Source organism: Arcicella sp. BE140 (assembly GCF_031456255.1).
GTDB classification, from domain to species: Bacteria; Bacteroidota; Bacteroidia; order Cytophagales; family Spirosomataceae; genus Arcicella; species Arcicella aquatica.
The window spans coordinates 245293-272181 of the sequence record NZ_JAVDUE010000006.1 but is presented as its reverse complement, the minus strand read 5'-3'; the positions used below and the strand labels follow the sequence as shown (position 1 = coordinate 272181).

Genomic DNA, 26889 nt, shown 5'->3' with positions numbered 1-26889 from the left:
CCTTTTCAGGTTTATAATAAAGCAAAAGAAGGTGTATTGTAACTAATGAAATAGTTGAAAACCGTAAATTTTCGCACAAATGTTATGAGAACCTCACATCCCATTCATTGGTGTTAATTGTTGTTCGTTGGTTTCAACATGGGTAGTTTGCCATGCAGTACCGATGGGTTTAGAAAGTTTAATAGTTGGACTAACTTGTTTACTATCAAAATTCCAAAAACGAGTTATCAATCCATTTTCAATGCCTTCTTCAGAGGGTTTTAAAGACCAGAGTAATACATTGGGGTCGTTTATTGATAGTAGCGAAAAAGAGTTTTCATTCTTTTTAACTTTACTGCCTTCAATGCTTCCAGCAACTAGTGGGTTCTGATGTTCTAATGAAAACTTCATAGCTGTGGTTGGATTAAAAGCATTTTGATGGGTAGTCAATGCAAAATTATAGTAAAATGATTTCTGACCATTTTGATTAAAAATACCCATCATCCCTCCGTCTTCTACTTTTTTATCTACCTGTCCGCCTGCTAGTGCGTGTAATTCCGAAGAATCTTCCCAAAGTGAATCAACAGTACTTTCTCCTAATTTAAAAAAACTACAATCCTGATTAGATAATGTAATACCATAATTAGCTTCGCTCATATCTGCAAAGTGATTGAATGTTTGCCAATCTAACCTTGCGTTTTGTGCAGAATAATGCCCCCCACGTGTTTCTTTTTTAGCGGTAATTATTGCTCCTAGCTCTTCGTGACGTGTAGTTTGTTTTTTTAGGTTAAAAGCAAAGTCCCAAGTTTTTACATCACCGAAATTAGCCTGAATGCTATCTTCAATCTGTATTCTTGAATTGTTCGCAAAAAGCGTAATCCTTACAGTATGCAACGTAGGTTTTTGGGAAACAGCCTTTAAAGTAACAGAAACAGGTCCTGCATTTTCTACTACTATAGTTCCTGCTCCATCTGAAGGATTATTCCCCAAACTATTCAAATACTTTCCAGCTAAAACAACTTGTTTGTTTTTAGCAGCAATATCATATAACTCAGTAATAGCTCCCGATGGACTTACTTTTAATTTATAAAAGGCATTACTGATATAATTACCCGAAGTCTTTATCCTGTTGGGAAAGCTTTTACCTTTCTCTGGTCTGATTTCAAATACCTTATACCCTACCGAAGGTACATTATCTGCCTGAATGCGGAGATATTGTTTACCATTTTTACTAATTAGTTGATTAGCAACTTCTTGGTTTGTAGTCAAATCTACAATTTTCACAGGGAATTTGCCTTCGTATTCAAAATCTGCTACATCGTTTCTTATCCAACTCAATGGATTAAAAACATAAAATCTAGCGTTTTTCGATTGCTTAATTTGCTTTCCCAATGCGTCAGAAGCTAGTTGAAATAATGAATCTACATAACTACTAACATGGGTTTGTAATTTAATTTGCCAGTCTGCTCGGATATTACGTTTTACGGGTCCATCGGCAGTCCAGTTATGTTCCCAATAAAAGCCCAAAGCTTCCCAAGCTTGTTGTTTGGCATTGGTTAAAGATGTCGCAAAATGTTTGTCTTTTAAAGAAACAAGAGAAGCTAATGCTTCGGCAGTACGCAATTTTTCTACCGAACGACGCACTTTAGCAGTTGTTTCATTCATAGAGGCACAATAAATGTCCCACTCATTGCCATAACTCAATGACTCTGAAGGTAAATTAGGATAGGTTTTAGCCACATCTTCAAAAAAATCTGCTTCGTTAGATACCCTTACTTTACGCGTATCTGTCGTTTTGTTTTGAGCAGCTTCTATAAAAGGTTGTGAGATAAAATTAGAAAGGTCGTCCCAACCATAGCCAAAAGCTGCGGCTACATTAAAAGGATAGTGCGGGTTGTTAGTGTACTTGTCCAATTTATCAATTACTTGTTCTATCTCTACTGTCTGGCTGACTGGCCTTTTCTTGGGGTACATTCGGCATTCGGCATAGCCTCCAAAAGGTGCATACTTTTTTTCGTTATAGTCATACCATTTTGTTAAGACACTCGAGCCATCTAATCCTGTATAATGATATAACTGTTTTCGTCTATTTGCTCGGTATTCGTACGTCATCTGGCTACCATATCCACCAATGCCTTTATAACTATATTTTACACCAGCTCCTGCCCAAAGGGAACTTAAACCCAGTGGAATAGTATTGTTTTCCATGGCTTGTGCTAAAGTAAACCGTAGATTGTAAGCACGCTCTAAACTGCCTGCATAAAACATTCCTCTTAATACAGCTTCCGTTGGTTGAGCACCATAGGTACTTACCAAACTATTAAAGGGGCTACTGATATGCCCTGATCTGACAGCATCCATCAAACGATTGAACTGGGCAGGGGAACGAAATTTCTGATAGGCTCTTAACCAATAGCTACCATCACAATTGAATCTTGCCTGAAAATCAGGGGCATTGTTTTTAGTAGAATCTACCTGATTCAGATAAAAATCTAGCATTTTTACAAAAGCAGAATCATATTGGGCTTCATTGGCTGTCCACATATAATCTGTGTGGTCGTCATTAGCAATGTATAGGCGTTTTTGTTGGGCGTGGGTCGTCCAACCATAAAATAAGAAGAAAGTGATAATTAGTATTTGCTTCATTTTGGGTGATTCTTATGATATGGGTACACTCATTCTTTAATTTTCAAATAACAATACAAAGGCCAAGCATGAGGATGGCTACAAAAACCTTGGAATACATTAGGTCGGTCTTTCTCCCAAAAAAAACATAAGCCATCGCGTTGAGATAAAGTTGAATTAACATTATCACCACCCGTCCACTGCCCTAGCCAAATACTGGGATATTGGTCAGTAAAGTTTTGGAAACTGATGGTATGCAACAGTTCTTTTGCTTCTTGTTTATCAAAAGTTGCTACCCCTGCAATTAGCGACCCTTCTAACGAAAACCATATTCCTCCATCCTCTCCTTCGCCTGTGGTACTCCAAAGAGGTTTTTCTCGGGTACGAAAACCAATTTTTTCGGGTGAATAAATTTTTGATTTTACGTATTGATAAATTTCTTTTTTACGACTGATACTCAAGTCAGGAATTTGCAATAAATATCCCTGTGGTTCTATACAGACATTATCGATACCATACTTTTTCCTGTGGTTCAAATAAGCACGAGCAGAAAATTTGCGGTTGCCAAAATCTTTGAAATATGCCTCAGAAACTTCTTTTCTATAATTTTCTAAGGCAATAATCAACGCAGTTGCTTCGGGATTTTTAGACTTTTTGAGTTCAGTAATTAATTTTGGAAAAATAGCAAGTACCATCACCGAATTCAAGTGCGACTCAGCCGTTGCAGCATATACATTAGGGGAGTTTTCGTGAAAAAAACTATCGCTCCAATCAGAATTCAGCATCTTTACTAATCCGTTCGAGCCTCTACCAATTTCATCCCTCAAATAAACAAAGTAATTTTTCAGGATATTCAGCACAACCTCACCTTTTTTGTTTTCGGCAGGATAAAGCCACACTTTTTCATTCAAAAAGGCATAGTCTTTTGTAGAAGCCAAGTATTGAGAAAGCGTATTGAAAAAATAAAGTTGCTCATCACTTTCTTTATAGAGCGAAGGTGGAGTACAGCCATTACCTGCATCGCCACGCTTGATTTCTCCGTCGGTTTCACTATGCATTATTACATACCGTATGATAGATTTTGCCAAGTTTGGATTGGTATAGCAAACAGGAAGTGCCGCTTGTAGGTGGTCACGATTAGAAATATTATCACCAAAATGATAGGCATAAATAGTTCCTTGTGGAATAATCGTTTCACCATAATAGGCACAATAGGTAGCCATAGCTTCTAATGTATAGGCATTCCAAAGCATTTCACGCTTAATGATTTGGTCCTTTTCAGCAGTAAAATCGGGCAATTGCTTTTTCCAAGCAGTTTGATAAAACCCTTCGTTATTATTGCTAGGATTTACATTAGCCAATAATTCATTGATCTGTTCTTGAATTGCTTGCTTGGAATTTTCATAGTTAAGGCCTACGATTATATGAAAGGTATGAGTTTCTCCTGGTTTCAGGATAGTTGTTAAATGAGCTGATAAAGTATCATGATTAACTGTAATATAACTCTTAATATCCTTATCAAAACTCTTCGTACTCATAAATACATTGGGTGGATTCACATCATAGATATAGCGTTGATTTTTACTCGGAAAGTTCAAAAATAAATTGGGTGTGCAGGTTAAATTGGCAATTGTCGTTTTGGTAGATTTATCAACACTGATTTTATGCAGATAACTTACTGGGCGTTTAGTTGGCTCATAAAGTTGGATAGCACTAGGCGTATAGTTTAGCTTCATTCCTTCTGAGTATGTCAATTCTTGTACTACCTTACCCGAATTTTTTAAAGTAACAGACACTACAAATGCGGGGTTTCCAGTATTAATTTTGGTAGAGGGTTTTACCGAAATAACACGTTGGCAACTCAAATCTTCATCTAAACGATAAGTATATTTAGCAAAGCCAACCCCAAACAACTTTTGGGTTCGTTGGGTATCTATTGCTATTGATTTTAGCCCAATCAAATCTGTTTTTTTGTAATTCTTGCCTTTCTTAACGATAATTTGGGCATTATTTGAACCATAATTTTGTTGATTTTCATCCGCATTTACCCTTGCCCAAGCTCTTTCGCCCGTCATAAACTGATATATTCCGCTAGCATGAACAAAAAGCGATAAACGATAATTGCCCAATAGAAAATAAGGGTCTGTTTGTATATAAGAATCCTTCCCCAATTTGTCTAGCACAATATTGGGTAATCTGCCTGTATATTCATACACAGGAAGTTGCTGTGAAGAAAAACTCCATTTACCGACAGATTGAGCTGAAATGAAATGAGCTTGAAAAAACAAAACAATAATGGCAATATAATGTCGCATTCTGGTCATTTTAAATTTTTATTCTACCTCCGTAATTTTTCCGCCAACAGCAAAAATTTCATCTATTCCTAATTTTTGTGATAGGTAATACGCCATAAAATTGAAAGGAATGATATTGTGTAAAATAGAAAAATGCTCTTCTGCTTCGAGTTCTTCCACCGTTAAAACTATCGCTCCTGCTTTTTCTATTTTTTCTGTTAAAGCCAACGCCCTATCATACGATTTCCCCTTTACTAAAATTTGAATTACAATGCTGTTCAGAGCCGTTTCTTTGGGCCCGTGGTCGTATTGAGCCATTGGTAACCCATGAAAATTTAGTTTAGTACTTTCACTCAAAATCAAAGCTGCTTCCAAAGCTGTAGCGATATTAGGGCCACTGCCTGTTATATAAATTCCATGGATTTTTTTTTGCTGTAATATCTCGAAAACTTGTTCTGCTAAGCTTTGTCCAAGCTCTTCATAACTTTTCATTTTAGTGGTAAGCAATGTTACAGCATCTTTTGGATTATAGCCAAAACCTTTGAACAAGACTAACAGCGTATTGATATATGTTTTTGAAGAAGAATAATGCTCTTCCCCTGCTTGCATCAACACTACCTCTGTCACATTTGCTGTATTACTCAGTTCGTTTTCAGGATAGTTAGAGATGGCAATATATTTTTCAAAAAGTTGTGTACACCAAAGAGCTTCACTACTCTTACCAGACTGAGAGAGGATTACGGCTAATGGTTTCTTTGCCTGAGAGGACAAGTAATTAAAATATTCAGAAGCAATTTCTGGATAAATATCTACACCCATATATTTAAAAGCTAGTGGTGCAAAATACGAAGAACCCATGCCCAAGTAAGGTACTTTTAGGGGCAAAGGTTGTGTTGGGCTGCCTAATAATGCTAAAGCTCTATCGGGGATTTCAAGTATTTCAGCGTACATTTTATTCATACAAGCAAGGTTAAGCCATTACTGGTTGATTTTTATTTTCTTGTGATAATGCCAAAGCTGCTATTATGGCAAAAGCAATACCTATTAGTTCTATATATGTGATACTTTCTGACAAAAAAGCAATTGCTAATACAATAGTAAAAACGGGTTGCAAAGCTCCTGCTATCGTTGTTACTTGCGATGCTTTACCTTCCGCTTTATAAGCGGCAAAACTGCACAAAACACCTAGTCCATTAAGCATCCCTGAAAACGAACCTAATAAAAAAGTGTTTTGGGAAAAAGTGAAAGACACTTTCCCCAAAACAATAAACAACAGTGATAAAATAATACTTGAACATATAAAAGCTGTATATGCCCATTCAGCAGAAATATAGTTAGTGGTTAGTTTTTGCGATGCACTAAAAACACCCCAGAAAAACAGGGCTATCAATGAAAATAATATCCACGTATTTAACCCTAGATTTTTAACAAAAGCAGTAGGGTCATCAAAGAGTAGTGTTTGTCCAGAAAGCATTATTACGGCTGGAATAGCCAATAGAATGCCTACACCATTAACCCAATTCAGTTTTTCTTTGAAAACCAAAAGAGCTATCAGTATCGTAACAAGTGGATATAAATTAGTAAGAGGAATAACAATAGCAGCTAGTCCGCCTTCGGAAAAAGCTTGAAAAACAGCCACGTTACCAATTACTGCCAAGATGCCCGAGACAAGACCCCAGATTATACCTTTGGTGTTGGGTTTTTCTTTTCGGATTTTATTTACAACCAAGGGAAGCGTTAATAGCATACCGATAGTAAACAAGACATGATTTGCAGAAGGATTTACATCTTCTGAAATTAGCTTTGCCACCACCCCCCATACCCCCCAAAAAAGAGCTGCGGCAATAGAATAATAAATCCAACTTTTGTTCTTCATAATCAGTAAAATAGAGCGGCACTTCCTAAAATTCCTGAATGCTCTTCAAGTTCAGAAATCTCAATGCTAGCTTTATATTTTTTATACGGTCCTAATAATATTTCGTTTTGTAAAAATGTTAAATAAGGTTTCAGCCCTTTGGCTACACCACCCCCTAAAATAATAGTGTCAGGAGCATACAGATTGATATAATTTGAAAGACCCGTTTTTAAATAGCAAAGAAAATTATCTACTATTAGCTTGGCTTCTATATTATCTGCTCTACTAGCTTTAAAAATACTTTCAACGGTAAAATCTTCATTAGGATATTTTTGATGCCAATTCAATCGTTTTGCGGTTTCCATTATTCCTGTAGCAGATACCAGTGATTCTAAACAACCAATTTTGCCACAATAACAAGGTATATCGTTTTGAATAATGCTAATATGTCCGCCCATGTGTGCGTAAGGTAACTTGCCATCCAATTTACCATTTACCGTAAATCCAAGTCCTAGCCCTGTACCCAAGGTAAGCACCAATACTCTTTCAAAACCTTTGCCTTTGCCAAATACAGCCTCTCCTAAAGCCACCAGTCTGGCATCGTTATCTATTCTACAAGGTAAAAGATGATTTTCTTCGATGATTTTTACCAGTGGATAGTCTTCCATAAAGTCTATAAAACCATAAGTAGAATCTACTGTGCCATCATCAAAAACAAAACTCGAAACCCCAATACCAATACCTAGCAATTGAACATTAATTTCACTGGCTCTAGACTTAAACCTATCAATACCCTCAGCAAGCATTTGCTCGAATCGTGTTGCATCTTTGGTTTCAGTAGGAAAAATCGTTGTTTCTATTACCTGCCCTAATGCCAAATCAACCAAGCCAATTTTGGTTCTAGTCCCTCCTATATCAATACCAATTGCAAGTTTATTCATGGCTTTTCAGGCTAATAATAGCTATAACGTTCTACTATTTATACTTTTCATTAAGTATTGTTTTCAATACATCAGTACGGCTTTTATAAATGCTTTCCACTTTATCCATACTTGATTTTAGCTTTATTTTTGCCTTGTCATAATCTTTCCAAACTTCTCGCAGTCGGTCGGCAATTTGTTTTCCTGTTGTATTGTCTATTTCAAAAACCCAATCGTTGAAATCTAAATCATAATACATTTGTCCCTTGATGGTATCTTCGGGCTGTCGTAAGTAAAAAAATGGTGTTCCGTTAGCAGCTGCTATAATAGGCGAGTGACATTCCAAGCTCAAAACGCTATGTGCTTTTGAATAAACTGAAGCGGCTTCGTCTGGAAGCCAATACCCCCTTTTCACAATAAATGGTTTTACATCATCGGGTAATGGATTAATCAGCAATTCATCCATCAGTTCAACAGCATAAGTCATTTCAGGACATACAAGTACTTTGTTTCCTGTTTCTCGCACCCATGCAATCATCGCTTCTCGTAGCTTTGCATGGTCAATTTCTTTATATTTTTCGTTGATGCTTTCTACTTCTTTTACTTTTTCAGCACTCCAACCGTTATTATTGGGGTTGAATTTATGGTAGGGTGTATAGCGTAAACGTGGAACAGCGCAAATAAACTTTTTAGCTTCTAAACCATTTTCTTTTAAAAAAGTAAACCCCTTTTTATCATTATGAATATTGATATAAAAGGTAGCATCGGGGGCAAATTGCACATGATTGCCTGTGATACTAACTTTTTTTAAATGTTCAATTGATTTGGTTTCTCTAGTATAAATAAATGATGCTTTTTGTAAAATGCTTTGATGATATTGGCTTGGATTTTCAAGGGTTGTACCAAAAATTCCAAAAGGTTTGGTAGTATATTTCATCCAACTTGCCAAATTATCTGCTCCTACTAAAAGTGGCCCCGAACCGTGAATCATCAAATCGGTTTTTTGGAAAGCTTCAAGAATTTCGGGATTATCTACATCTTTGTCTTTATTCACACCTCCATAGATAATTTTTACTTTCGGAAAATTCTTGTTGAGTAACTTCTTCACCTCTTCACTATTGCTTTTTTTCCATAAAATAATTGTTGCTTTTGGAATAAAGGTTTCTAAAATATGTAGAAGCCCTGGTGTATGTCCAATGTCTCCAATATTTACATCTTGCCAACCAGAAACCAATAATATGGTTGGATTCGTTTTTTTTATTACTTCCGAAATAAAAGAGGTAAAAAACAAACCTGTTGAAAATAGTCCAGCTTGTTCTATAAATTTCCTGCGTTTCATAAAGATTATTTCTAAAATATATTATCAATGTAAGCGTATTTTTTACTACTGAACTTCATAAGCTCCACAGTCAACTGTCCCACCTTTCGGACGAGCCACCCCTTTGATATCTTTAGGTGCAAAAATGCTTTGCGTACCTCCATCAATGGCTGGGCTACCACTTCTTAACGAAAAGTTTGCTACGTTAGGGTCAGTAGAAAGGTTCACAAACATCGGATCCATCACTTTGTCATTAGGTCCTTTTACAGCTACCTTACCTACAAAATATACGTTGTAGTCATAAGTAACATTTTTATTTTTATTGTTTGAGTTACAGTTTCCGTTTGGTTTAGTGTAAACAATGTTATTCATTATTTTAACATCGCTACAGGTATTCGCAAAAATATCTGCATAAGTCACCATGATTTGTGCGTTATTGTAGGCTGTATTATTGATAATATCTACATGAGCTGCATCAAAAGCATGAATCCCCGAACCTCCATTATTATAACTAATATTGTTTTCAACCAGTGTACGTCCCTTATATGGTTTATCAGTAACTGTTGAATTATAAGGGCGTAGGTTAACATCAATGATAATTCCATTGCCGTCACTCAATTTTTGTTGACTAATCCATGGAATGGTTGTTCTATTGCTATAACAGACGTTATTCCGAACAATGTTTTTATATCCTGTATTGGCATCGCTATCATAGGGTGTTAAAATACTGATACCGCTTCCGCCATACATCATATACCAAGCATTATTGTAAACAGTGTTACCCTCAAAAGTTGTATAATCTGCCTGAATAGAACTAAGCCCACCGCCCGGAAAATCATGAATTTTACAATTACGAATAACAACGTGATGTGGAAATTTAGACTCTGTATTAGGACCACCAATACTTATGCCATTCATATTATAAGTAGCATACAAACTATTGTTATTACCACCTGCCACTTTATCATTGTACGAAGCCAAAGCTTCTTCATAGGTTAGGTTCTGATTATTGCCTTGAATTTCAAGCCCTTCTAATACAATATAAGAACCATTGATGGTAATGGCATTCCAAATACTTCCAGAGAAGAAGAACTTTGGTTTATGTCCTGCATAAGCTTTATAGGTAATATATTTTCCCTCTGTTCCAGATTTGTTGAGTTGAATGGTAGTAACAGGAGCATAATTGCCATTCATGATAAAAACTGTGTCGCCAGGTGCTGCTAAGTTTTGTCCTGCACCTATTGTTTTTAATGGCGTAGAAATAGATAGGCCATTGTTTGCATCTGAGCCTTTTTCTTCAGACACGTAGTAAGCTTTGGGTGAAGTAGTTACGGGTGGTGTAGTCGGTTTTACTACTATATCTGTTACCTCTTTTTGGTCACATCCAAAAAGGGATGTGCTACATAGTGATAAACCCCATAACATCAGTTTAAATGTATATTTCATAGTTATATTTTGATATTATTTACCTTAACATGACTATGAAACAAGCTGTAATAGGATTTATCCCGTTTATTTTTTGATTATATTTTTAGCTCAGACGATTCGGTTTTGTTAACAATTTGATGTTAGATAACTCACGTCCTTCAAAGTTATAGAAGTAGCCATACAAGGCTGGGTTATATATTAAATCGGGATTCAATACCGATTAAAATTCTAATCGTTGGTTGTATTTCAACAAAACGGATTTGAGTTTACTATAGGGCAATTGTTGAGGTGAAACTTTGTTATTGATAGAAAGCACAGCCGCTGTTGCTGCCGACTGACCTAATATCATAAAAACTGGCTCCATCCTATTCTGATTAAACCATAAGTAATGTGTGAGCTTGATAGACAAACTGGTACTAATTTCCATTGTCTTTAAATTCGTCTTTAGGTAAGCCCCATTCTTGCATTTTATCATGAACATCAGCTGGAACATTTTTATCATTTTGTAAAAAATACATTAAGCCTTTTTGGTATAATTCATGGTCTTTGATGATTTGCATACGAAGTTCGTTGCTAGCTTCTGGATAGTCATAGTTTTTACCAATATAATCAGTACTAAAAGGACCATGGTTATTGGTATCCGTTTTACGATTTGGTATTAGGTCAAATTTATCAAAGGTTTCACGCCAGCCTGTTGCATAAACAAGTGCCAATAATTCATAGCGTGCGGGGTCGTAAGCCTCTGGTTAAACACCGTTCCATTTTTCACCGTAAACACTGTTAGCTTCACGACCAACGTGATAATTTATACCAGCCACTGCCATCAGGTCGCCTTCGTAAGTAGCATCAATGAACATTTTTGTCTGATAAATATTACCACTTAACGTACTAAAAGAGCGGATACTTCCTGACACTTTCACAATACCTTTCTCAGAACGGTCGAGCCATTCGTTTCGGTAAATAATCAGTTTATTTTCTTTGACAAAATCTTCAAATACTTGTTCGGCTACATGTGGTTCAAAAATCCACATGGTACGGTTTGTACCGTCAATCGCTGGTGTGCCTTGCCCTTTATTACCATATTCTCCTCTTTTTTGCCACTGTCAAGCATTGCTATCTTGATAATGCTTGTAAACACGGTGGTAAAATTCACTAGAAAGCCCACCTATTACCTCTTTATTACCAGTACCAAAGATAACTATCTGTATTTGTGATGTTTTCCTTAGAAATCCATTTAACTACACTTTTACTTCCCACCCTTTTTCATATTCTCTGCTCCAGAGTTTCATGGCTTCTTTATCGTTCAAGATATGACCATTCGTTGGATCACAGTGTAAACTTCTTCCTACTCGATAAGCAATATTTCCTAATTGCGGAAGCAAAGTAGATTTATGACCTTCTAAAATAGGTGCATTTATTTTTTCTTTACCTCTAATGGCTTCACAGAAGTTCTGGAGGTGCATGCCATCTAATAATTCTGTTGGGCTTACCGCATTTTTAGGGTCAAAAGGGGTATCATCTTTTACTTCTTCCACTAATTTATTAGCACTATCAAATATTTTGTAGCTGTTTGCTCCTGGGTAAACAATTGTGCCTTTATCACCATAAAATATTACTCCTCTACCACTTCCTTCTGAATTATAACCATTACAACTCCGTCCTTCCCAAGTACAGGCTGTATTATTTGGAAAATTATACGTAATAGTTTGTGTATCTGGGGTCTCCCAGTCATCCTGAAAATGGAAACGCCCCCCTGATGAAACCACTTGTGTTGGGAAATCGACACCTAAACCCCATCGGATTACGTCTAGCTCATGCGTACCATTGTTTAGGGCTTCGCCTGTACCCCAATTCCAGAACCAATGCCAATTATAATGTACTAGATTATCCTTAAATTCTCTACGTGGGGCTGGGCCTTGCCATAAATCAAAATTCAAGTGTTCAGGTACGGGTGCTACTGCTCCTTTACCGATAGATTTACGGTTGTTCACATACCAGCCACGGGCAAAATATACTCTGCCAATAGCACCGCTGTGTAGTTTAGCAATCATATCTTTCACATTAGAGAAAGTACGTCGCTGGCTACCCATTTGAACTAACTTTTGATATTTATTACTAGCTTCAACTAATAATTCGCCTTCACGAGGATTATGACTACATGGTTTTTCAACATAGATGTTTTTCCCTGCTTGTAAACCCATAATAGCAGCTGGTGTATGCCAGTGGTCTGGTGCGGCAATGGCCAAACCATCAAAATCTTTTTTCTCTAACAGTTTTCGAATATCTGTAAAACCCTGTGGCTTTTTCCCTGATATTTTCTCTATCTCATCTATTGTCCTTGCTAGGACTTTAGCATCAGTATCACAGATATAGCCAATTTCTACATTGGGTAATTTAGCAAATGTTCTTGCTAAAAAAAGCCCTCGACTGTTTGTTCCCATCACGCCTATTACAACCTTATCGTTTGGGTTTCCATGATAAGCAAAAAGACTAGAAGAAGTAAGCACTCCGGCCGTTGCCAAAGCAGATTGTTTTATGAAGTTGCGTCTGTTCGACATAGTGATATATTTTAAGCTGTTTTATAAAAACCCGTTTAAACGCTTTTAAACTATATAAATTTTAAAAAAATAGGCATAGAATGTCAAAAACAATTTAAGGGTAAATTTTTGAGAGTGAGCATCTTGTGTCACAATTGTTATTATTTAACTTCAAAAGCACCTCTGCTTACACCATTGGTTTTTTTGCGAGTTTTGCCTGTTATATCTTTTGGTTGAGCTAATTCTTTTGAGCCTGATTTGTATGCAGGGCTATTTTTGGTAATACCGAAATCCCCTTTTGTGGGGTCTAGTTGAATATTAATAAATTTTGGATCGGCAACAATATCATTTGGACCTGAAATAACATTTTGGGCTATTGTGTACAAGTTGTAATCCCAACGAATATTAGTATTTCTGTTATTTGATGTTACTTTTCCCGCTGGTCTAGGAACGATGATATTATTTAAAATGGCTATGTCTTCAGAGCGATTTGGGAACAACTCTTGATAACCAACCGTTTGTCCGTTCCAATAGGTTGTGTTATTAATAATATCTACATATTTCGTTCTAAACGTATGAATCCCCGAACCACCATTATAAGCACTTAAATTATTGGCAATCAAGGCTCTGCCCTTCCATTCTGGTCTTTTAGGTTTTTCAGGAACTTTTGTTTCAACTGTAGGTTGATTTACGTTTGGCTTAATAACGGCATCAGCATTGGGATTGGTTGCCCCTTGTACATCTGCTTGATCTGTTACGTCAAGCAGTATTCCATTACCATCACTCAATTTTCCGATTTTTTCCCATGGTACCATTGTTTTATTATTCCACACAAAATTTCTTTGTATAATAACATGGTAACCTGGGGCATCATCATAAGCCCAATTGTTCAAGGTAGTAATTCCCGAACCTCCATAACGCATAAACCATGCGTTATCGAACACTTTACAGTCTTCAACTGTAAAATAATCGGCCTCAATGGCTACAATTCCACCACCAGCACATTTGCTAACTTCTGAATTTCTGATAATAACATGATGTGGCTTTTGGTCTGGACTCTTATTTCTACCATTTACAAATATGCCGTTGGTATTAAAATATGGATTAGGTGTTGGCTTCTTTGCATCTTCCTGAGCGTGGAGCAATACAATAGAATCATTGCTACCTTTTATAGTGATTCCATCAAAAATATGATAAGACCCTGAAATTTGAATACCAGCCCAGCCAATAGGTCTAATTTCTGGTTTATGCCCAGTCCTAGCTTTCCAAGTAATCCAAGCATCTGGTTTTCCTGAGCTTGTTACTGAAAGCACTGCACTGCCATTTGATTTATCAGTATTGGTATAAATACCATTGCCAATCAGCACAACGTCTCCGGGCTGAACCAAATTAGCAGCCTTTTGTAGAGAACGAAAAGCTGTTTCTGGCGATTTCCCGTCATTTGAATCGCTCCCATTACCTGAAACGTGCCAAACTTGAGCAGTAATACCAGTATTTATTACCAACAATAGTACAATAACGAATAATAATTTTTTCATGGTTTTTTTAAGTTTAGCCTTTATTCTTTACAAATCTCTAATTTTGATATTTCTAAAAAATACTTGGTCACCATGATTTTGTAATAGTATTCTTCCCTTCTCTCCTATTCCGAAATTGGATAAATCTTTGTATTTGCTTAGTGTAATTAACCGCTTATACTCATCGCTATTTCTTTCAAATTCCAATACTTTTTTGCCATTTAACCAATGTTCAGTATGATTGCCTTTAGAGATAATCTTGGCAGTATTCCATTGGCCTACTTTGTTGAGTATTTTATCATTTGGTGCAGGGATTAGGTCATATAATGAAGCCGTTTTGCGGTTGCCATCACGTCCGTTTTTGGCATCTGGATGCTTGTCGTCATCTAGAAGCTGATATTCTAAGCCTAAACTTGAACGTACCAAAGCTGGGTCAACAAAGTATTTAATGCCACTGTTGCCTGCTTCTACTAACTTAAAATCAACACTTAATTCAAAGTTTGAAAACGCTTCAGTTGTTACAATATCACCCCCTTTGCCCTCTGTTGGTTCAACACTCAATATTCCGTCTTGAATCTTCCAGCCCTTTTCAGGAAATTTATCAAGCGAAGCCCCTCGCCAACCATTACTTGTTTTTCCATCAAATAGACTTCGCCATTTTTGGGCTGTGGCTTTATTGATAGATACTATAAAAAATAGAATAAAGATTATCTTTGAGTATTTCATAATTAAGATGAATAATTACATTAACTATACTAAAATGGGTTTAATTACCTTTCCAGCCACATCAGTCAACCGATAACGACGCCCTTGAAATTTATAGGTTAGTTGTTCGTGGTCTATTCCCATCAAGTGCATGATTGTTGCTTGCAAATCATGAATATGAACAGGGTCTTTAACAATATTGTATCCAAATTCATCTGTTTGACCCAATGAAAAACCTTTTTTTACACCCCCACCTGTCATATAAATTGTAAAACAACGAGGATGATGATCTCTTCCGTAGTTTTCTTTAGTAAGCTTCCCTTGCGAGTAATTGGTTCTACCAAACTCACCACCCCAAACTACAAGGGTATCATCCAATAGCCCACGTTGTTTAAGGTCTTTTATTAAAGCTACAGAGGCTTGGTCAACTGATTTCGCCATTGTTTGAATATCCTTGGGGAGATTCCCATGTTGATCCCAACCTTGGTGATAAAGTTGTATAAACCGTACATCCTTTTCGGCAAGTTTTCTGGCTAATAAACAATTGGCGGCATAAGTACCTGGAATACGGCTATCTGCACCATACATATCAAAAATATAGTCTGGCTCGTTTTTAATATCTAAGGTTTCTGGTACAGAACTTTGCATACGATACGCCATTTCGTATTGCAGCATTCGGCTGTTTAGTTCTGGGTCTAGTACTTGTTTGTATTGGTCTTCGCTCAATTTTGACAATGCCTTCAGCATATTTCTACGAGAAGACTTATCTATACCATTCGGATTATTGAGGTAATACACAGGGTCTGGTCCAGACCTAAATACTACCCCTTGATGAACTGAAGGAATAAAACCATTGCTCCAAAGTTTAGCATACAAAGGTTGGTCTCCAGTTCTTCCTCTTGACAGTAATACTACAAATGCAGGTAAATTTTGATTTTCAGAACCTAAACCATAGCTCATCCAAGACCCCATTGAAGGGCGTCCCCCAATTTGATTTCCTGTTTGAATAAATGTAATTGCCGGGTCATGATTGATGTGTTCGGTGTACATTGATTTAACAAAACACAAATCATCTACCACTTCCTTGTGATATGGCAATAAATCACTAACCCAAGCTCGGCTTTTCCCATATTGTGCAAACTTGAAAGTAGATGCTGCTAATGGAAACGAACTTTGCCCAGCACTCATACCTGTTAACCTTTGCCCACCTCTTACAGATTCAGGGAGGTTTTGCCCCCACATAGATTCAAGCTTAGGTTTATAATCGAATGTTTCTAGTTGAGACGGTGCACCGCTTTGGTGAAGATAAATAACCCTTTTTACCTTAGGAGTAAAATGAGGCCCAGTTTTATGGCTTGGTTCTGTTGCAAACGATACCGATGGTAAAATTGTTGATACAGCCGCCGCTCCAAGACCTATCCCTGAAGTCTGTAAGAAAGTTCTACGACTTATCTGGTCATGTACTTTATCTTGTAATTCAGTTGTCATATTTCTAGCGTTTTATAAGGATTATAAATCTAACGTTTCACGATTGCCTCATCATAATTGAGAATAGTATTGGCAATAACTGTATAAGTTGCTAGTTCAACTGGGTTTAAAGTCATATCTCTTGGATACTCCCCAACCGAAACAAGTAATGTAGCTTTTGACGAATCTTTTTCAAAGGTTTCATATTCTGTTGTAAATAATTCTTTTAAAATAGATACTTCGCTTGGGCGTGCATTTCTTGATACTATAGATTGAAAAAAGTATTGAATACGATTTTCAAAAGTGCTATTTTTCTTAATTGTTCTTTGTGCCAAAACCCTAGCGGCTTCTACAAAAGAGGGGTCATTTAGTGTTACTAATGCTTGTAAAGGAGTAGCCGTTTTTTGCCTACGGACTGTACATAAACTACGATCGGGAGAATCGAAATTTAACATCATTGGCGGTGGGCTTGTCCTTTTCCAAATAGTGTACATACTTCTTCGATATAGATTCTCCCCATGCTGTTGTACATAGTTTGTTACGTTTCTAGTAGCTAGGGCTTCCCAAATACCAGCAGGCTGATAAGGATATACACTTTCACCACCTATTTTTTTGACTAATAATCCACTAGCAACTAAAGCATTATCTCGCACTTGTTCGGCACTAAAACGGTAACTACTTCCTCTTGCCAACCACTTATTATCAGGATCAACCTCAATCTGTTCTTTAGTTGCTTTAGATGATTGTTGATAGGTAGCTGACATAACCATCCTTTTAATAAAAGCCTTTGTATTCCAATTGTCCTCTCTATATGCTGTAGCAAGCCAATCTAAAAGCTCTGGATGTGAGGGTAATTCACCTTGATTACCAAAGTCTTCTTGTGTTTTTACCAAACCATTGCCAAAATACTGTTGCCACAAACGGTTAACCATTACTCGGGCAAAAAGAGGATTCTCTTTTGAAAGTAGCCATTGGCTTAACCCCAATCTATTTTTAGGGTAATCTGACGGAAGCTTACCAAGCCTCAGAGGAATTTCTGGACTTACTTCTTCGCCATGAGCATCATACACACCTCTATTAAGGATATAGCTTTTTCTAGGATATTTACGGTCGCGACTTACCATTATATCCACCCCCTTGTTTAATATTTCTACTTCTTCGCCAATTAGCTTTCTACTTTTAGTAGCTAACTGTAGGCTAGTTGGGTCTATATGTGTTTTATAATATTCAAAAAGGGCTTCTCTTTGTTCATTGTCAATGTCAGATACATTTTGTTGTAAAGTTTTCCTTACTAAATCCTTCTGACTCATTATGCTTTGTACCTCTAATGAGGTAAGCACTCTACCAAAAATCTTTAATTCATCTACTGCATAGCCTTTATTGATAGTGGTATGTCTTTTACCCAATGAAAAATTGGTAGAAGCGGCGTAACTTTTTAGGATTTCGTGATTTTTCTCCCAAATTATACTACCTGAAAGATGATTGGCCAATATCTTTCCTTGAATTCTGTTCCCATTAATATAAATCTTTAAACCTTCGGCTTTGCTCAGCCCATCGTATGTCATTGTGATATGAGTCCACTGCTTAGGTTTTAATTGATAGTCTGTTTCAAAATCAATGGCATCGTCGGGCCAGATATTACTTATCCTAAAGGCTAGTCTTCCGTCTTCTAACCTTTCGCATTCATAACCTCTAAAAGCAGATAAAGCACCAGAATTTCTATTAAAAATTTGCCCTTTGAATTTAGGGTCAATAATTCCTACCCATAAACTAATAGTGAAAGGTTGATTCCTTTCAAAATTCCCGATTGTTCGGTGATTAAATTTTTTGATATTCCACCAATTATTGGTTTCGTGTATTTTTAGATAGCTATCGCCTACTAATTTTACTCCAAGTCCCTTCCGTCCTTTTATACTTAATGGAGGGTGTTCCAAATCTCCATAAGTCTCTAATGCAAGGCTGTCGTTAGCATTATTCTTAAAAACTATTCTATTTCCTTCTCGCTTTTTTTCATTTGCATCAAATGTTACATCAATTAACAAATCTTTTTCTGGATTTATTAACGTTGTTTTACTTCCTTTAAGAAGCCAATTTTCGAATCTTTGGTTGATAGAAGCTTTAAGATTTTCTTCAGATTGATTTATACTTGAAAGTCGCTCTTTAATAAATTTTATCTTTTTTTCTGCCTCTGGTTTAGAGATAGTAATAATCGGGCTTGCAGAAGATTTATGAGGTACTTGCCCATGCTCATTTATATTATTAAAGAAGGCAAACATAGAATAATAATCTTTTTGAGAAATTGGGTCATACTTATGGTCATGACAACGGCAACATTCCATAGTTAGTCCCAACATGGCTTTTCCAAAAGTGTTGGTTCTATCAGCTACATATTCTACTTGATACTCATCTGGTACGATACCATCTTCTTCGCTTTGTGAATGGTTACGATTAAAAGCCGTTGCAACCATCATATCTTTTGATGGATTAGGATACAAATCGCCTGCTAATTGATAACTTATAAATTTATCAAAAGGTAGATTTTCGTTAAATGATTTTATTACCCAATCTCGGTAAGGATAAATGGTTCTCAGGGCATCGTCTTGATAGCCATTGGAATCTGCATATCTAGCCAAGTCCAACCAGCTAACAGCTTGTTGTTCACCATAATGCTGAGATTTTAATAATTTATCAACTACTTTCTCATAAGCATTGGTCGATTGGTCATTTATAAAGGCTGTAATATCACTTGGTGTTGGTGGCAAGCCTGTCAAGTCCATATACACTCTTCTCAATAATGTATTTTTATCAGCTTTCGGGCTTGGCTTCAAACCCTTCTCTTTCATTTTAGCTAGGCTAAAATTATCTATCTCGTTTTTTATCCAATTGGTTTCTTCATCTTCGCCTAAACCCCAACGTGACCAGAAATTTTTTCCTACTTTGGGTACTTCAGGGTTTTCAATCTTAACTAAAGACCAATGTTCTTTGTATTCAGCACCTTGCTTAATCCATTTTATGAGTAATGCTTTTTCTTCATCCGAAAGGCTTAGGTGGCTTTCTGGAGTAGGCATAACATCATCTGGATTTTTACTTAGGATACGATTAACTAACTCGCTATTAGCAATATTAGAAGGGTCTATGGCTTTTGCTCCACTTTTTAATTTCAGGGTAGCCCCATCAAAACTTGCCAACTGTAATCCAGCCTCAATTTTGTTTTTATCGGGTCCATGGCATTTAAAACAACGGTCGGACAGTATGGGCTTGATGTGTAAATTATAGTCAACGGTTTCGGGCAGTTTGTCGTCATACGCTAAAACCTCTTTTGGTATTTCTACAGTGTTCGAGCATGACCATAGACAATAACTTAAAACAATTAAAGAGATATAGTTAATGTATTTTATCATTTTTAGCCTTTAAACGATTTATCAGTTTAGAATTATTTCTCCTAAATTGATTACATAAATAGGCAATACTTGTACTAGCTAGTATTGCCTATTTATGTAAACCAAGTTAGATTAACAGATAACTAATGTTGTATTTGGAGATAAATAAAATATATTAATTATCTGTATTTTATTTACCAAAGTGGATTTTGCTTTAATTCTTTTGAGATATTTAAGTCTAATTGAGGAATAGGATATAAATACATTTTAGGAGTAAAAACTCTATCTTCTACTTTAAAAGGTGTATAAGTAAAAGTATTATCAGAATTTCTAGTTACGTTTACGCCCATTAACGGCTTTGCAAAATATTCAGTTCCTAACATCCATCTACGCACATCCCAAAATCTATGGTCTTCAAAAGCAAATTCAACTCTTTTTTCATTACGTATTCTATCCCTCATTTCTGATTGAGATAGGTTGGCAGGCAGAAGAGGCATAGTAACACCGGTTCTATTACGTACAATATCTACATACTTCTTAATATCAGCATTTCCTGGACTCCATTCATTTAGGGCTTCAGCGTAATTCAAATAAATTTCTGGGTAACGGAAAATAATCCAGCTATGTACCCCTGTGTTACCATTTAGCAAATTCAAACTTTCAATTTGGTATTTGCGTAAATAATACCCAGTTTTAGAAGCATTTATTATTGGTTTACCATCCAAGCCCCCCGTCCATAATTGTACATTTCTGGCAGGAGTACCAAATGATGTATTATTAACAACAATAGAAAACCCTAAGCGTGGGTCACGATTGGCATAAGGATTGGCAGCCATTGCAGGATTGTTCCAGTCGAATTTAACAGCTGTTGTTGCATTTACTTTTACTTCATAAGCATCTACTAAATCCTGCGAAGGGGTGTTCCCACTTTGCCCAAGATTAAAACCTATCGGCGAGTTATTTCTTTCAAACTGATTGGCAGCGGCATTACTTCTTGTAAAAATAATTTCACCATTATTAAACGTATTAAACAGTGATTTATAAGCACCTAAATTGGGTAATGCAGCAGCATCAATAACTGCTTTGGCTGCATCAGATGCTGCTTTCCAACGAGCAGCACGGTCGCCAGCAGGCATAGAAATAAGTTCAGGGTTTGAATAACCACCAGCCCAAGATGGATTATTAAATAAGTCACTAGCGGCATACAATAATACTCTACTCTTCAGAGCCAAAGCTGTCAATTTGGTTACCCTACCTAAATCTGTAGCAGCTACATAAGGTAAAGTTGAAGTATTAAGGGGTAGTTGTGTTGCAGCTGAGTCACATTCAGCACTGATAAACTGAATACATTCATTCAATGAATTACGTTTAATCCCTGAAAAATCATCATCTAATGAAAGAGCATTATTCAAAATCGGTACACCACCATAACGTTTTACTAATTCGAAATAAAAGTATGCTCTTAAAAATCTAGCTTCATAAGTCCATCTTTTAATTGTAGCAAGGTTTGTTTGATAAACAGCTTGAGCTGATGGAGAAGGATCTAATTTCCAAGGGTCTAGATTAATTTTTCCAGTAGATAATAAAAATTGATTTACCTTACGAATCCCTCTGTAATAATTTCCCCATACCAGATCAGGGTTATTGATGGCATTCCAGCTACCTGTATTAAAACTTTGAATACTATTGGTCTCAGCTGTAAATTCAGACTCATCCGTTGCTGAAGACATCATTGCCGCACCGCCAATATAAACTGTACCATCTGGAATATCCGAATAGATTGCGTTTAATAATGACTGTACATTACCAAAAGACTGTTCAATTTCATTCCGTCCGATAGTTGTTACAAATTCACGGTCAAGGTCTTGGCAAGCACTTAACGCAAGTGTTACACATACTATTAACAAGTATAAATATTTTTTCATTTTCAGAATTGTATTTTAAAGAATTACAATTGTATTTTAAAACCTAAGGTCAATGTTCTGGTTACAGGATAACCCGTCAATGATTCTGGATCGCCGTATTCAATTTTGTCTAATGAGAACAGATTTGTGCCATTTACAAAAAATCTCGTTTTAGTTAGCCCAACCTTATGTGATAAATTAGCTGGTAACGTATAACCTATTTCAGCACTTCTCAATTTTACAAAACTGCCATCACGCTGCCAAAAAGTAGAAAATTGATAGTTATTTAAATTATCTTTTGATGATAGTCTTGGATAGTCGGCTGTTGCTGCTGTTTCAGGAGTCCATCTATTCAAGGCAATTGGAGCAACCTGTCCATTAGATTGGAAGGCTTGAAATGTATTTCCACCTAAATAACTAGTAGTACCTGTTACCCCTTGAAACACTAAATCAATATCAAAACTTTTATAACTTAAGCCTGTGTGCAAGCCTGCCGTAAAATTAGGGATACCTGGGTTTCCGATAGGTATTCTGTCATTCCCATCAATAATACCATCTGGTTTGCCGTCTGGCCCACCAATGTCTTGATATTTAATATCCCCTGCTTTGATAACCTCTGTAAGTACTCCTGGTACACTTTTAGGGTCTATAGCTCTTTGTGCTATATCGTCTTGACTATAAAAACCTATCGCTTTAAGACCAATTGGTTGTCCAATAGCACGACCGGTAGAGTACAATTGTGTATTCAGTTGAAGGGCTTCAGCATTAAAAACTACTTTACTCTTATAGTATGAGATATTTGATTCAACAAAAAATTGTAAGTCTTTCTTAGCAGTACTTGTATATCTTAGCGATAAATCAAAACCTTTGGTGTTTGTTTTTCCTTGGTTAAGGTTTTGAGTGCTTATCCCTAAAAACAATGGTGTTGTACTATTAGATGCCACCAAAATATCATCTCTGTCACGATTAAAAACATCTAAAGAAAGGCTGAGGTTTTTGAATAGGGTTGCATCAATACCAACATTTGTTATTTTTTCTTTTTCCCAAGTTATATTAGGATTGGCAATAACATTTTCGGCAAAACCACCAACGGCTGTATTACCCGTTCCAAAAAAATAGCCCCCACCACCAAATGTAGGTGTGTAAGCATATCGTGATGATAAACCTTGCGATGCTATAATGTCGTTCCCAACCAAACCATAAGAGCCTCTGAATTTTAAGTAATTAATAGCTGAACTCTTTTTCAAAAAACTTTCATTTGAAGCAATCCAGCCAACTGAACCAGCTGGGAAAAAGCCATAACGTTTGCCCGGAGCAAAAATATCACTTCCCATATACCCAAACGAAAACTCTGCTACATACCTGTCGTCAAAGGCATAGGTAAAACGCCCAGCACCGCTGTTGTGTTTATAAGGGTCTGTAGAGTTGGCCGTAGGGTTTGATGGATCTGAGGCAGGACCAAAAAAAGTAATATTGTCTGTATTAAACATTAACATACTTGATATATCGCTTTTTCCAAAAGATTTCTTATAGTTCAAAAATGCCTGAACCATAAGGTTTCTATATTGATCTAAGGTTTCTTCAATACCACTTAGCGAGGTTAACTGTCCAACGGCTGGGCTGTATAACGTGTCACCTAATACTCCTTTAGATATTGAATATCGTGGGTATTGTTTTGTTTTTCTAGAACCTGATTCAAAGTAATTATTAATAGAGACAGCAGCAGATACACTTAACCCGTTGGTTATCATATCTAATTGTTCTGTAAATTTTAACGACGATAATATTGTTCTTGTATTGTTTTTTGCAAAACCAGTAGCCAATAAGTTTCCTACCGGATTAGCGTAAAGAGCATTCCCACCAAATGTACCATTAGGATTATATATCGGAAACGCATTGGGAGGTAAAGATGATAATAAACTAAAAGTTGAGGCTGTCGTATAATTATTAGGGTTATTGCTTTCTTCTATTGCACCCGCAATTTTAAATTCGGCAGACAAACGTTGAGACAATGCTACATTTAAATTTGTACGAAAGTTATATTTTGAATAATCTGAGTTTGAACTCTCATCATTCATATTCCCAAATTTTTTGAATAAGCCTTGGCTATTAATCGCATTAAGTACTACAAAATACTTAACAAATTTATCTCCTCCATTAAAAGTTAAATCATAACTAGATACTGCCGAAGTAGGTCTTAGTACTTCGTTATACCAATTGACATTTGGATGAAAAAGTGGGTCTGAGCCATTCTGATAAGCATCTAAATCAGCTTGGGTGTATCTTGGAGCTAAGCCATCGTTTGTTAATGCTTCATTATATAACGTAGCATAATTATACGAATTCAAAAACTTAGGAATATACTGAGCCTGATTAAACCCATATCTTGCCGTAAATGATATTTTCAAAGGGCCTTCGTTCCCTGTTTTTGTTGTAACCAAAACAACTCCATTTGCTGCACGAGCACCATAGATGGCAGTGGCAGAAGCATCTTTCAAAACAGAGATAGACTCTATTTCTTCTGGCAATAGCTGCATAAAGGCATTTGCTGTTCCTGAGCCATTACTTAGGTAACCATCTATGATATAAAGGGGGGCATTACCGGCTCCTCCTATTGTATTTATACCTCTTACGTATATATTAGGCGTGGAAACACCAGGCTCGGAACCACCCTGTGTAACTGTTAGTCCTGCTAGCCTACCATACAATGTATTTCCAAGGTTGAGCGAGAAGTTTTTTTCTAAATCCTCTCCTTTCACGGTAGACATTGCACTAGTGACATGAGTAATTGGCTGTATGCCATAAGCAATGTTTTTTACAGCAGATTTATTAAATATTTTAATGGTATCAGTTGATATTGGTGACTTATCTGTCCTTTTTTGTGCTTGTATAAAATTATTGACAAGCAAGCTAAGGAGCATAGTATAAAATATCTTTTTGGTATCTAGTATTTTCATGACGATTTTGACAACTGGTTAAAATGATAATACAATGGTTTATTCTAAAACCTATCCTTTTAATTACAGTGCTGTTGGGTCTACACTTAAAATAAAGGAGTATCTGAATAAGCATTTATGATTTCAATAATCATTACTTTGGATGATTGAAATGGTTGAACAGCAACAAATACTGTTCAACCATTGTATCTACCAACCAGGGTTTTGTATTAAGTTACCTTTCAATACCTCTGTTTGTGGGAAAGGATGTAGATACATTTCTTTCTTAAAAGTTCTTGTTTCAAAAACATAAGGAATCCAAGAATATTTAAAATTCGGGGAAGTACCTGATCTCGTAATTTGTAACCCTTCAAACTTACCATTCATGACACCATCATTTTCAGCAATCAACCAACGTCTTAAATCCCAAAAGCGATGGTCATCGTTCAGCATTTCAATAGCAATTTCGTTTCTTACACGTTGTCTGAACTGGTCTTGGCTAAGTCCCGTTGGTAAATTAGGCATCCCCGAACGTGTTCTAATAGCATTTATGGCATCATAAGCTGCTTGAACAGGACCAGAAGCCTCGTTCAGTGCTTCTGCATAATTCAGATACAATTCATTTACACGAAATATTACATCATTCATAACAAAATTGGCACTAGTAGCATTTCTAGGAATGTATTTTCTTAACCAAACACCACCTTTACAGTTTACATAATCTTTACCTCCATTATAAATTTGTGCGATTGGATCTCTAGCAGTATAATACGAATTAGTATAAGAAACTGATTGTTTGAACCTTGGGTCTAACTCGGCATATTTTGCAATTAAATCAGCTCCCCCGTTAGCATCCCAAGTTTGTGGTGTTCCATCTAGTTTCTCATATTTTCTGATAAAATTTAACGGCATTGTTATTCCACTCCAAAATGATCCATAGCAGGCCGGATTCCAAAAAGTTAGTGGTGCGCTTCCGATATTTGTAATTGCACCAGCAGCGGCAGATCCACCTTGGTACATCATAATCAGTTCTTTGTTATTCAAAGTCTCCCATGATACCCGATAATTTCCTAACGGACCAACAGTACCATTATCCAATTCTTTTGGATTTCGGTTAGCTGGCTCATCAATCAATCCGAATCCATTTTCTAGTGCCAAATCTATTGCTGCCTTGGCTGCGTCTGCCGCTAATTTCCAACGATTTGCATCATAATTACCATAGCATATTAATTTATTATCAGCTGCATTTGCCATGCTTAATACAGGCGTTGCAGTGTTATACTGTGGGCTTGCCGCATAAAGTAATACTTCTGACTTTAATGCCAAAGCTGCTACAGAAGTAGCTCTACCTGTTTGTGAAGCAGAATACGAAACTGGTAAATTTGGCAATGCTTCGTCTATATCTTTCAAGATAAATTTTACACAGTCTTCAAAAGAACTCCTAGGCACATTCACTTTCACGCCTGCTTCAAATACCTGATCAACAATTGGTACACCGCCATATCGCTTCAGCATTTCCATGTAATTCAATGCTCTTAAAAACTTTACTTCAGCCATTACTTGCTTTTTGTAGGCCTCATCGGCATCTGGTACTTCATTCCCTCTTTTCAAAACAAGATTTATCTGGCGTAAAGCAATCCAGCGAATGAAGTATCTAAAGTCTTCAACATTAACAATATTGCTAGGTAAAATAACCCCTTCGTTCCAGCGGTTAGAGTTTACAAAAGATGCTTCAGAGGCATCCCCTTCGTCGCTCATACTAGAGCTTGGATGAATACAATCAGTATTGTTTACTTGTGAGAAAGGTATATCACCCTGATTTCTGTAACGAAAATTTGAGTGCACACTATACTTATAAATTGTTGTCATAAACGTTTCAAGACTAGCTTTGTTCAGAAAAGCGTTGTCTTCAGTTAAGTCAACACCAGGAGCTTTGTCTAAAAATGCTTTATCGCATGATGAAGTTATTAGACAACAAAAAAGTAGGGTAATAAGAAAATAAATATTTTTCATGATAAGGGTTC

General features: G+C 36.4%; 15 protein-coding genes and 1 pseudogene. All 16 read right to left on the bottom strand.

Translation table 11 applies throughout. The features are described from left to right. Positions 1-93: 93 nt before the first annotated feature. The 16 genes and pseudogenes from J2Y60_RS11640 to J2Y60_RS11565 all read right to left on the bottom strand — a co-directional run bounded on the left by J2Y60_RS11640 (position 94) and on the right by J2Y60_RS11565 (position 26878). Complete coding sequence (locus J2Y60_RS11640; protein WP_309917529.1) at positions 94-2625, bottom strand: glycosyl hydrolase-related protein; 2532 nt, start codon at positions 2623-2625, stop codon at positions 94-96. 29 nt (positions 2626-2654) lie between these two features. Then, on the bottom strand, positions 2655-4928 hold the full coding sequence (locus tag J2Y60_RS11635) for a GH36-type glycosyl hydrolase domain-containing protein (protein ID WP_309994632.1): 2274 nt from the start codon (positions 4926-4928) through the stop codon (positions 2655-2657). Positions 4929-4937: 9 nt separating this feature from the next. Then, a complete protein-coding gene (locus tag J2Y60_RS11630; RefSeq protein ID WP_309917534.1) occupies positions 4938-5858 on the bottom strand; it encodes a hypothetical protein in 921 nt (306 codons plus the stop codon). A gap of 10 nt (positions 5859-5868) precedes the next feature. Continuing rightward, complete coding sequence (locus J2Y60_RS11625; protein WP_309917537.1) at positions 5869-6774, bottom strand: EamA family transporter; 906 nt, start codon at positions 6772-6774, stop codon at positions 5869-5871. A gap of 2 nt (positions 6775-6776) precedes the next feature. Next, positions 6777-7694 carry an ROK family protein gene (locus J2Y60_RS11620; RefSeq protein WP_309917540.1) on the bottom strand — a complete coding sequence of 306 codons (918 nt, stop codon included), beginning with the start codon at positions 7692-7694 and terminating at the stop codon, positions 6777-6779. A 34-nt stretch (positions 7695-7728) separates the two neighbouring features. Continuing rightward, positions 7729-9012 (bottom strand): polysaccharide pyruvyl transferase family protein, encoded by a 1284-nt coding sequence (locus tag J2Y60_RS11615; RefSeq protein WP_309917542.1) that lies wholly within the window; start codon positions 9010-9012, stop codon positions 7729-7731. 45 nt (positions 9013-9057) lie between these two features. Further along, positions 9058-10437 (bottom strand): right-handed parallel beta-helix repeat-containing protein, encoded by a 1380-nt coding sequence (locus J2Y60_RS11610; RefSeq protein ID WP_309917544.1) that lies wholly within the window; start codon positions 10435-10437, stop codon positions 9058-9060. A 202-nt stretch (positions 10438-10639) separates the two neighbouring features. Then, positions 10640-11606, bottom strand: a pseudogene (locus J2Y60_RS11605) (FAD-dependent oxidoreductase); the annotation flags it as partial. A 51-nt stretch (positions 11607-11657) separates the two neighbouring features. After that, on the bottom strand, positions 11658-12977 hold the full coding sequence (locus J2Y60_RS11600; RefSeq protein ID WP_309917546.1) for a Gfo/Idh/MocA family oxidoreductase: 1320 nt from the start codon (positions 12975-12977) through the stop codon (positions 11658-11660). A gap of 140 nt (positions 12978-13117) precedes the next feature. After that, on the bottom strand, positions 13118-14494 hold the full coding sequence (locus tag J2Y60_RS11595; RefSeq protein WP_309917549.1) for a right-handed parallel beta-helix repeat-containing protein: 1377 nt from the start codon (positions 14492-14494) through the stop codon (positions 13118-13120). Between the two features lie 27 nt (positions 14495-14521). After that, positions 14522-15199 carry a DUF1080 domain-containing protein gene (locus J2Y60_RS11590; RefSeq protein WP_309917553.1) on the bottom strand — a complete coding sequence of 226 codons (678 nt, stop codon included), beginning with the start codon at positions 15197-15199 and terminating at the stop codon, positions 14522-14524. Positions 15200-15223: 24 nt separating this feature from the next. Continuing rightward, entirely contained in the window at positions 15224-16666 is a 1443-nt protein-coding gene (locus tag J2Y60_RS11585; RefSeq protein WP_309917556.1) for a DUF1501 domain-containing protein, read from the bottom strand. Positions 16667-16695: 29 nt separating this feature from the next. After that, positions 16696-20046, bottom strand: a complete 3351-nt coding sequence (locus J2Y60_RS11580) for a DUF1553 domain-containing protein (protein WP_309917559.1) — start codon at positions 20044-20046, stop codon at positions 16696-16698. Positions 20047-20219: 173 nt separating this feature from the next. Beyond that, the gene (locus tag J2Y60_RS11575) at positions 20220-21950 is read right to left on the bottom strand and encodes a RagB/SusD family nutrient uptake outer membrane protein (RefSeq protein WP_309917561.1); all 1731 of its coding nucleotides are present in this window, start codon (positions 21948-21950) and stop codon (positions 20220-20222) included. 23 nt (positions 21951-21973) lie between these two features. Next, positions 21974-24886 carry a SusC/RagA family TonB-linked outer membrane protein gene (locus tag J2Y60_RS11570; RefSeq protein ID WP_309917562.1) on the bottom strand — a complete coding sequence of 971 codons (2913 nt, stop codon included), beginning with the start codon at positions 24884-24886 and terminating at the stop codon, positions 21974-21976. Positions 24887-25075: 189 nt separating this feature from the next. Beyond that, positions 25076-26878 (bottom strand): RagB/SusD family nutrient uptake outer membrane protein, encoded by a 1803-nt coding sequence (locus tag J2Y60_RS11565; protein ID WP_309917565.1) that lies wholly within the window; start codon positions 26876-26878, stop codon positions 25076-25078. Positions 26879-26889 lie beyond the last annotated feature (11 nt).

Bases quoted from the DNA above. Each gene is read 5' to 3' on its own strand.
- J2Y60_RS11625 (WP_309917537.1), bottom strand. From the start codon at position 6,774: ATGAAGAACAAAAGTTGGATTTATTATTCTATTGCCGCAGCTCTTTTT.
- J2Y60_RS11640 (WP_309917529.1), bottom strand. From the start codon at position 2,625: ATGAAGCAAATACTAATTATCACTTTCTTCTTATTTTATGGTTGGACG.
- J2Y60_RS11595 (WP_309917549.1), bottom strand. From the start codon at position 14,494: ATGAAAAAATTATTATTCGTTATTGTACTATTGTTGGTAATAAATACT.
- J2Y60_RS11600 (WP_309917546.1), bottom strand. From the start codon at position 12,977: ATGTCGAACAGACGCAACTTCATAAAACAATCTGCTTTGGCAACGGCC.
- J2Y60_RS11635 (WP_309994632.1), bottom strand. From the start codon at position 4,928: ATGACCAGAATGCGACATTATATTGCCATTATTGTTTTGTTTTTTCAA.
- J2Y60_RS11575 (WP_309917561.1), bottom strand. From the start codon at position 21,950: ATGAAAAAATATTTATACTTGTTAATAGTATGTGTAACACTTGCGTTA.
- J2Y60_RS11615 (WP_309917542.1), bottom strand. From the start codon at position 9,012: ATGAAACGCAGGAAATTTATAGAACAAGCTGGACTATTTTCAACAGGT.
- J2Y60_RS11570 (WP_309917562.1), bottom strand. From the start codon at position 24,886: ATGAAAATACTAGATACCAAAAAGATATTTTATACTATGCTCCTTAGC.
- J2Y60_RS11590 (WP_309917553.1), bottom strand. From the start codon at position 15,199: ATGAAATACTCAAAGATAATCTTTATTCTATTTTTTATAGTATCTATC.
- J2Y60_RS11630 (WP_309917534.1), bottom strand. From the start codon at position 5,858: ATGAATAAAATGTACGCTGAAATACTTGAAATCCCCGATAGAGCTTTA.
- J2Y60_RS11620 (WP_309917540.1), bottom strand. From the start codon at position 7,694: ATGAATAAACTTGCAATTGGTATTGATATAGGAGGGACTAGAACCAAA.
- J2Y60_RS11580 (WP_309917559.1), bottom strand. From the start codon at position 20,046: ATGATAAAATACATTAACTATATCTCTTTAATTGTTTTAAGTTATTGT.
- J2Y60_RS11610 (WP_309917544.1), bottom strand. From the start codon at position 10,437: ATGAAATATACATTTAAACTGATGTTATGGGGTTTATCACTATGTAGC.
- J2Y60_RS11565 (WP_309917565.1), bottom strand. From the start codon at position 26,878: ATGAAAAATATTTATTTTCTTATTACCCTACTTTTTTGTTGTCTAATA.
- J2Y60_RS11585 (WP_309917556.1), bottom strand. From the start codon at position 16,666: ATGACAACTGAATTACAAGATAAAGTACATGACCAGATAAGTCGTAGA.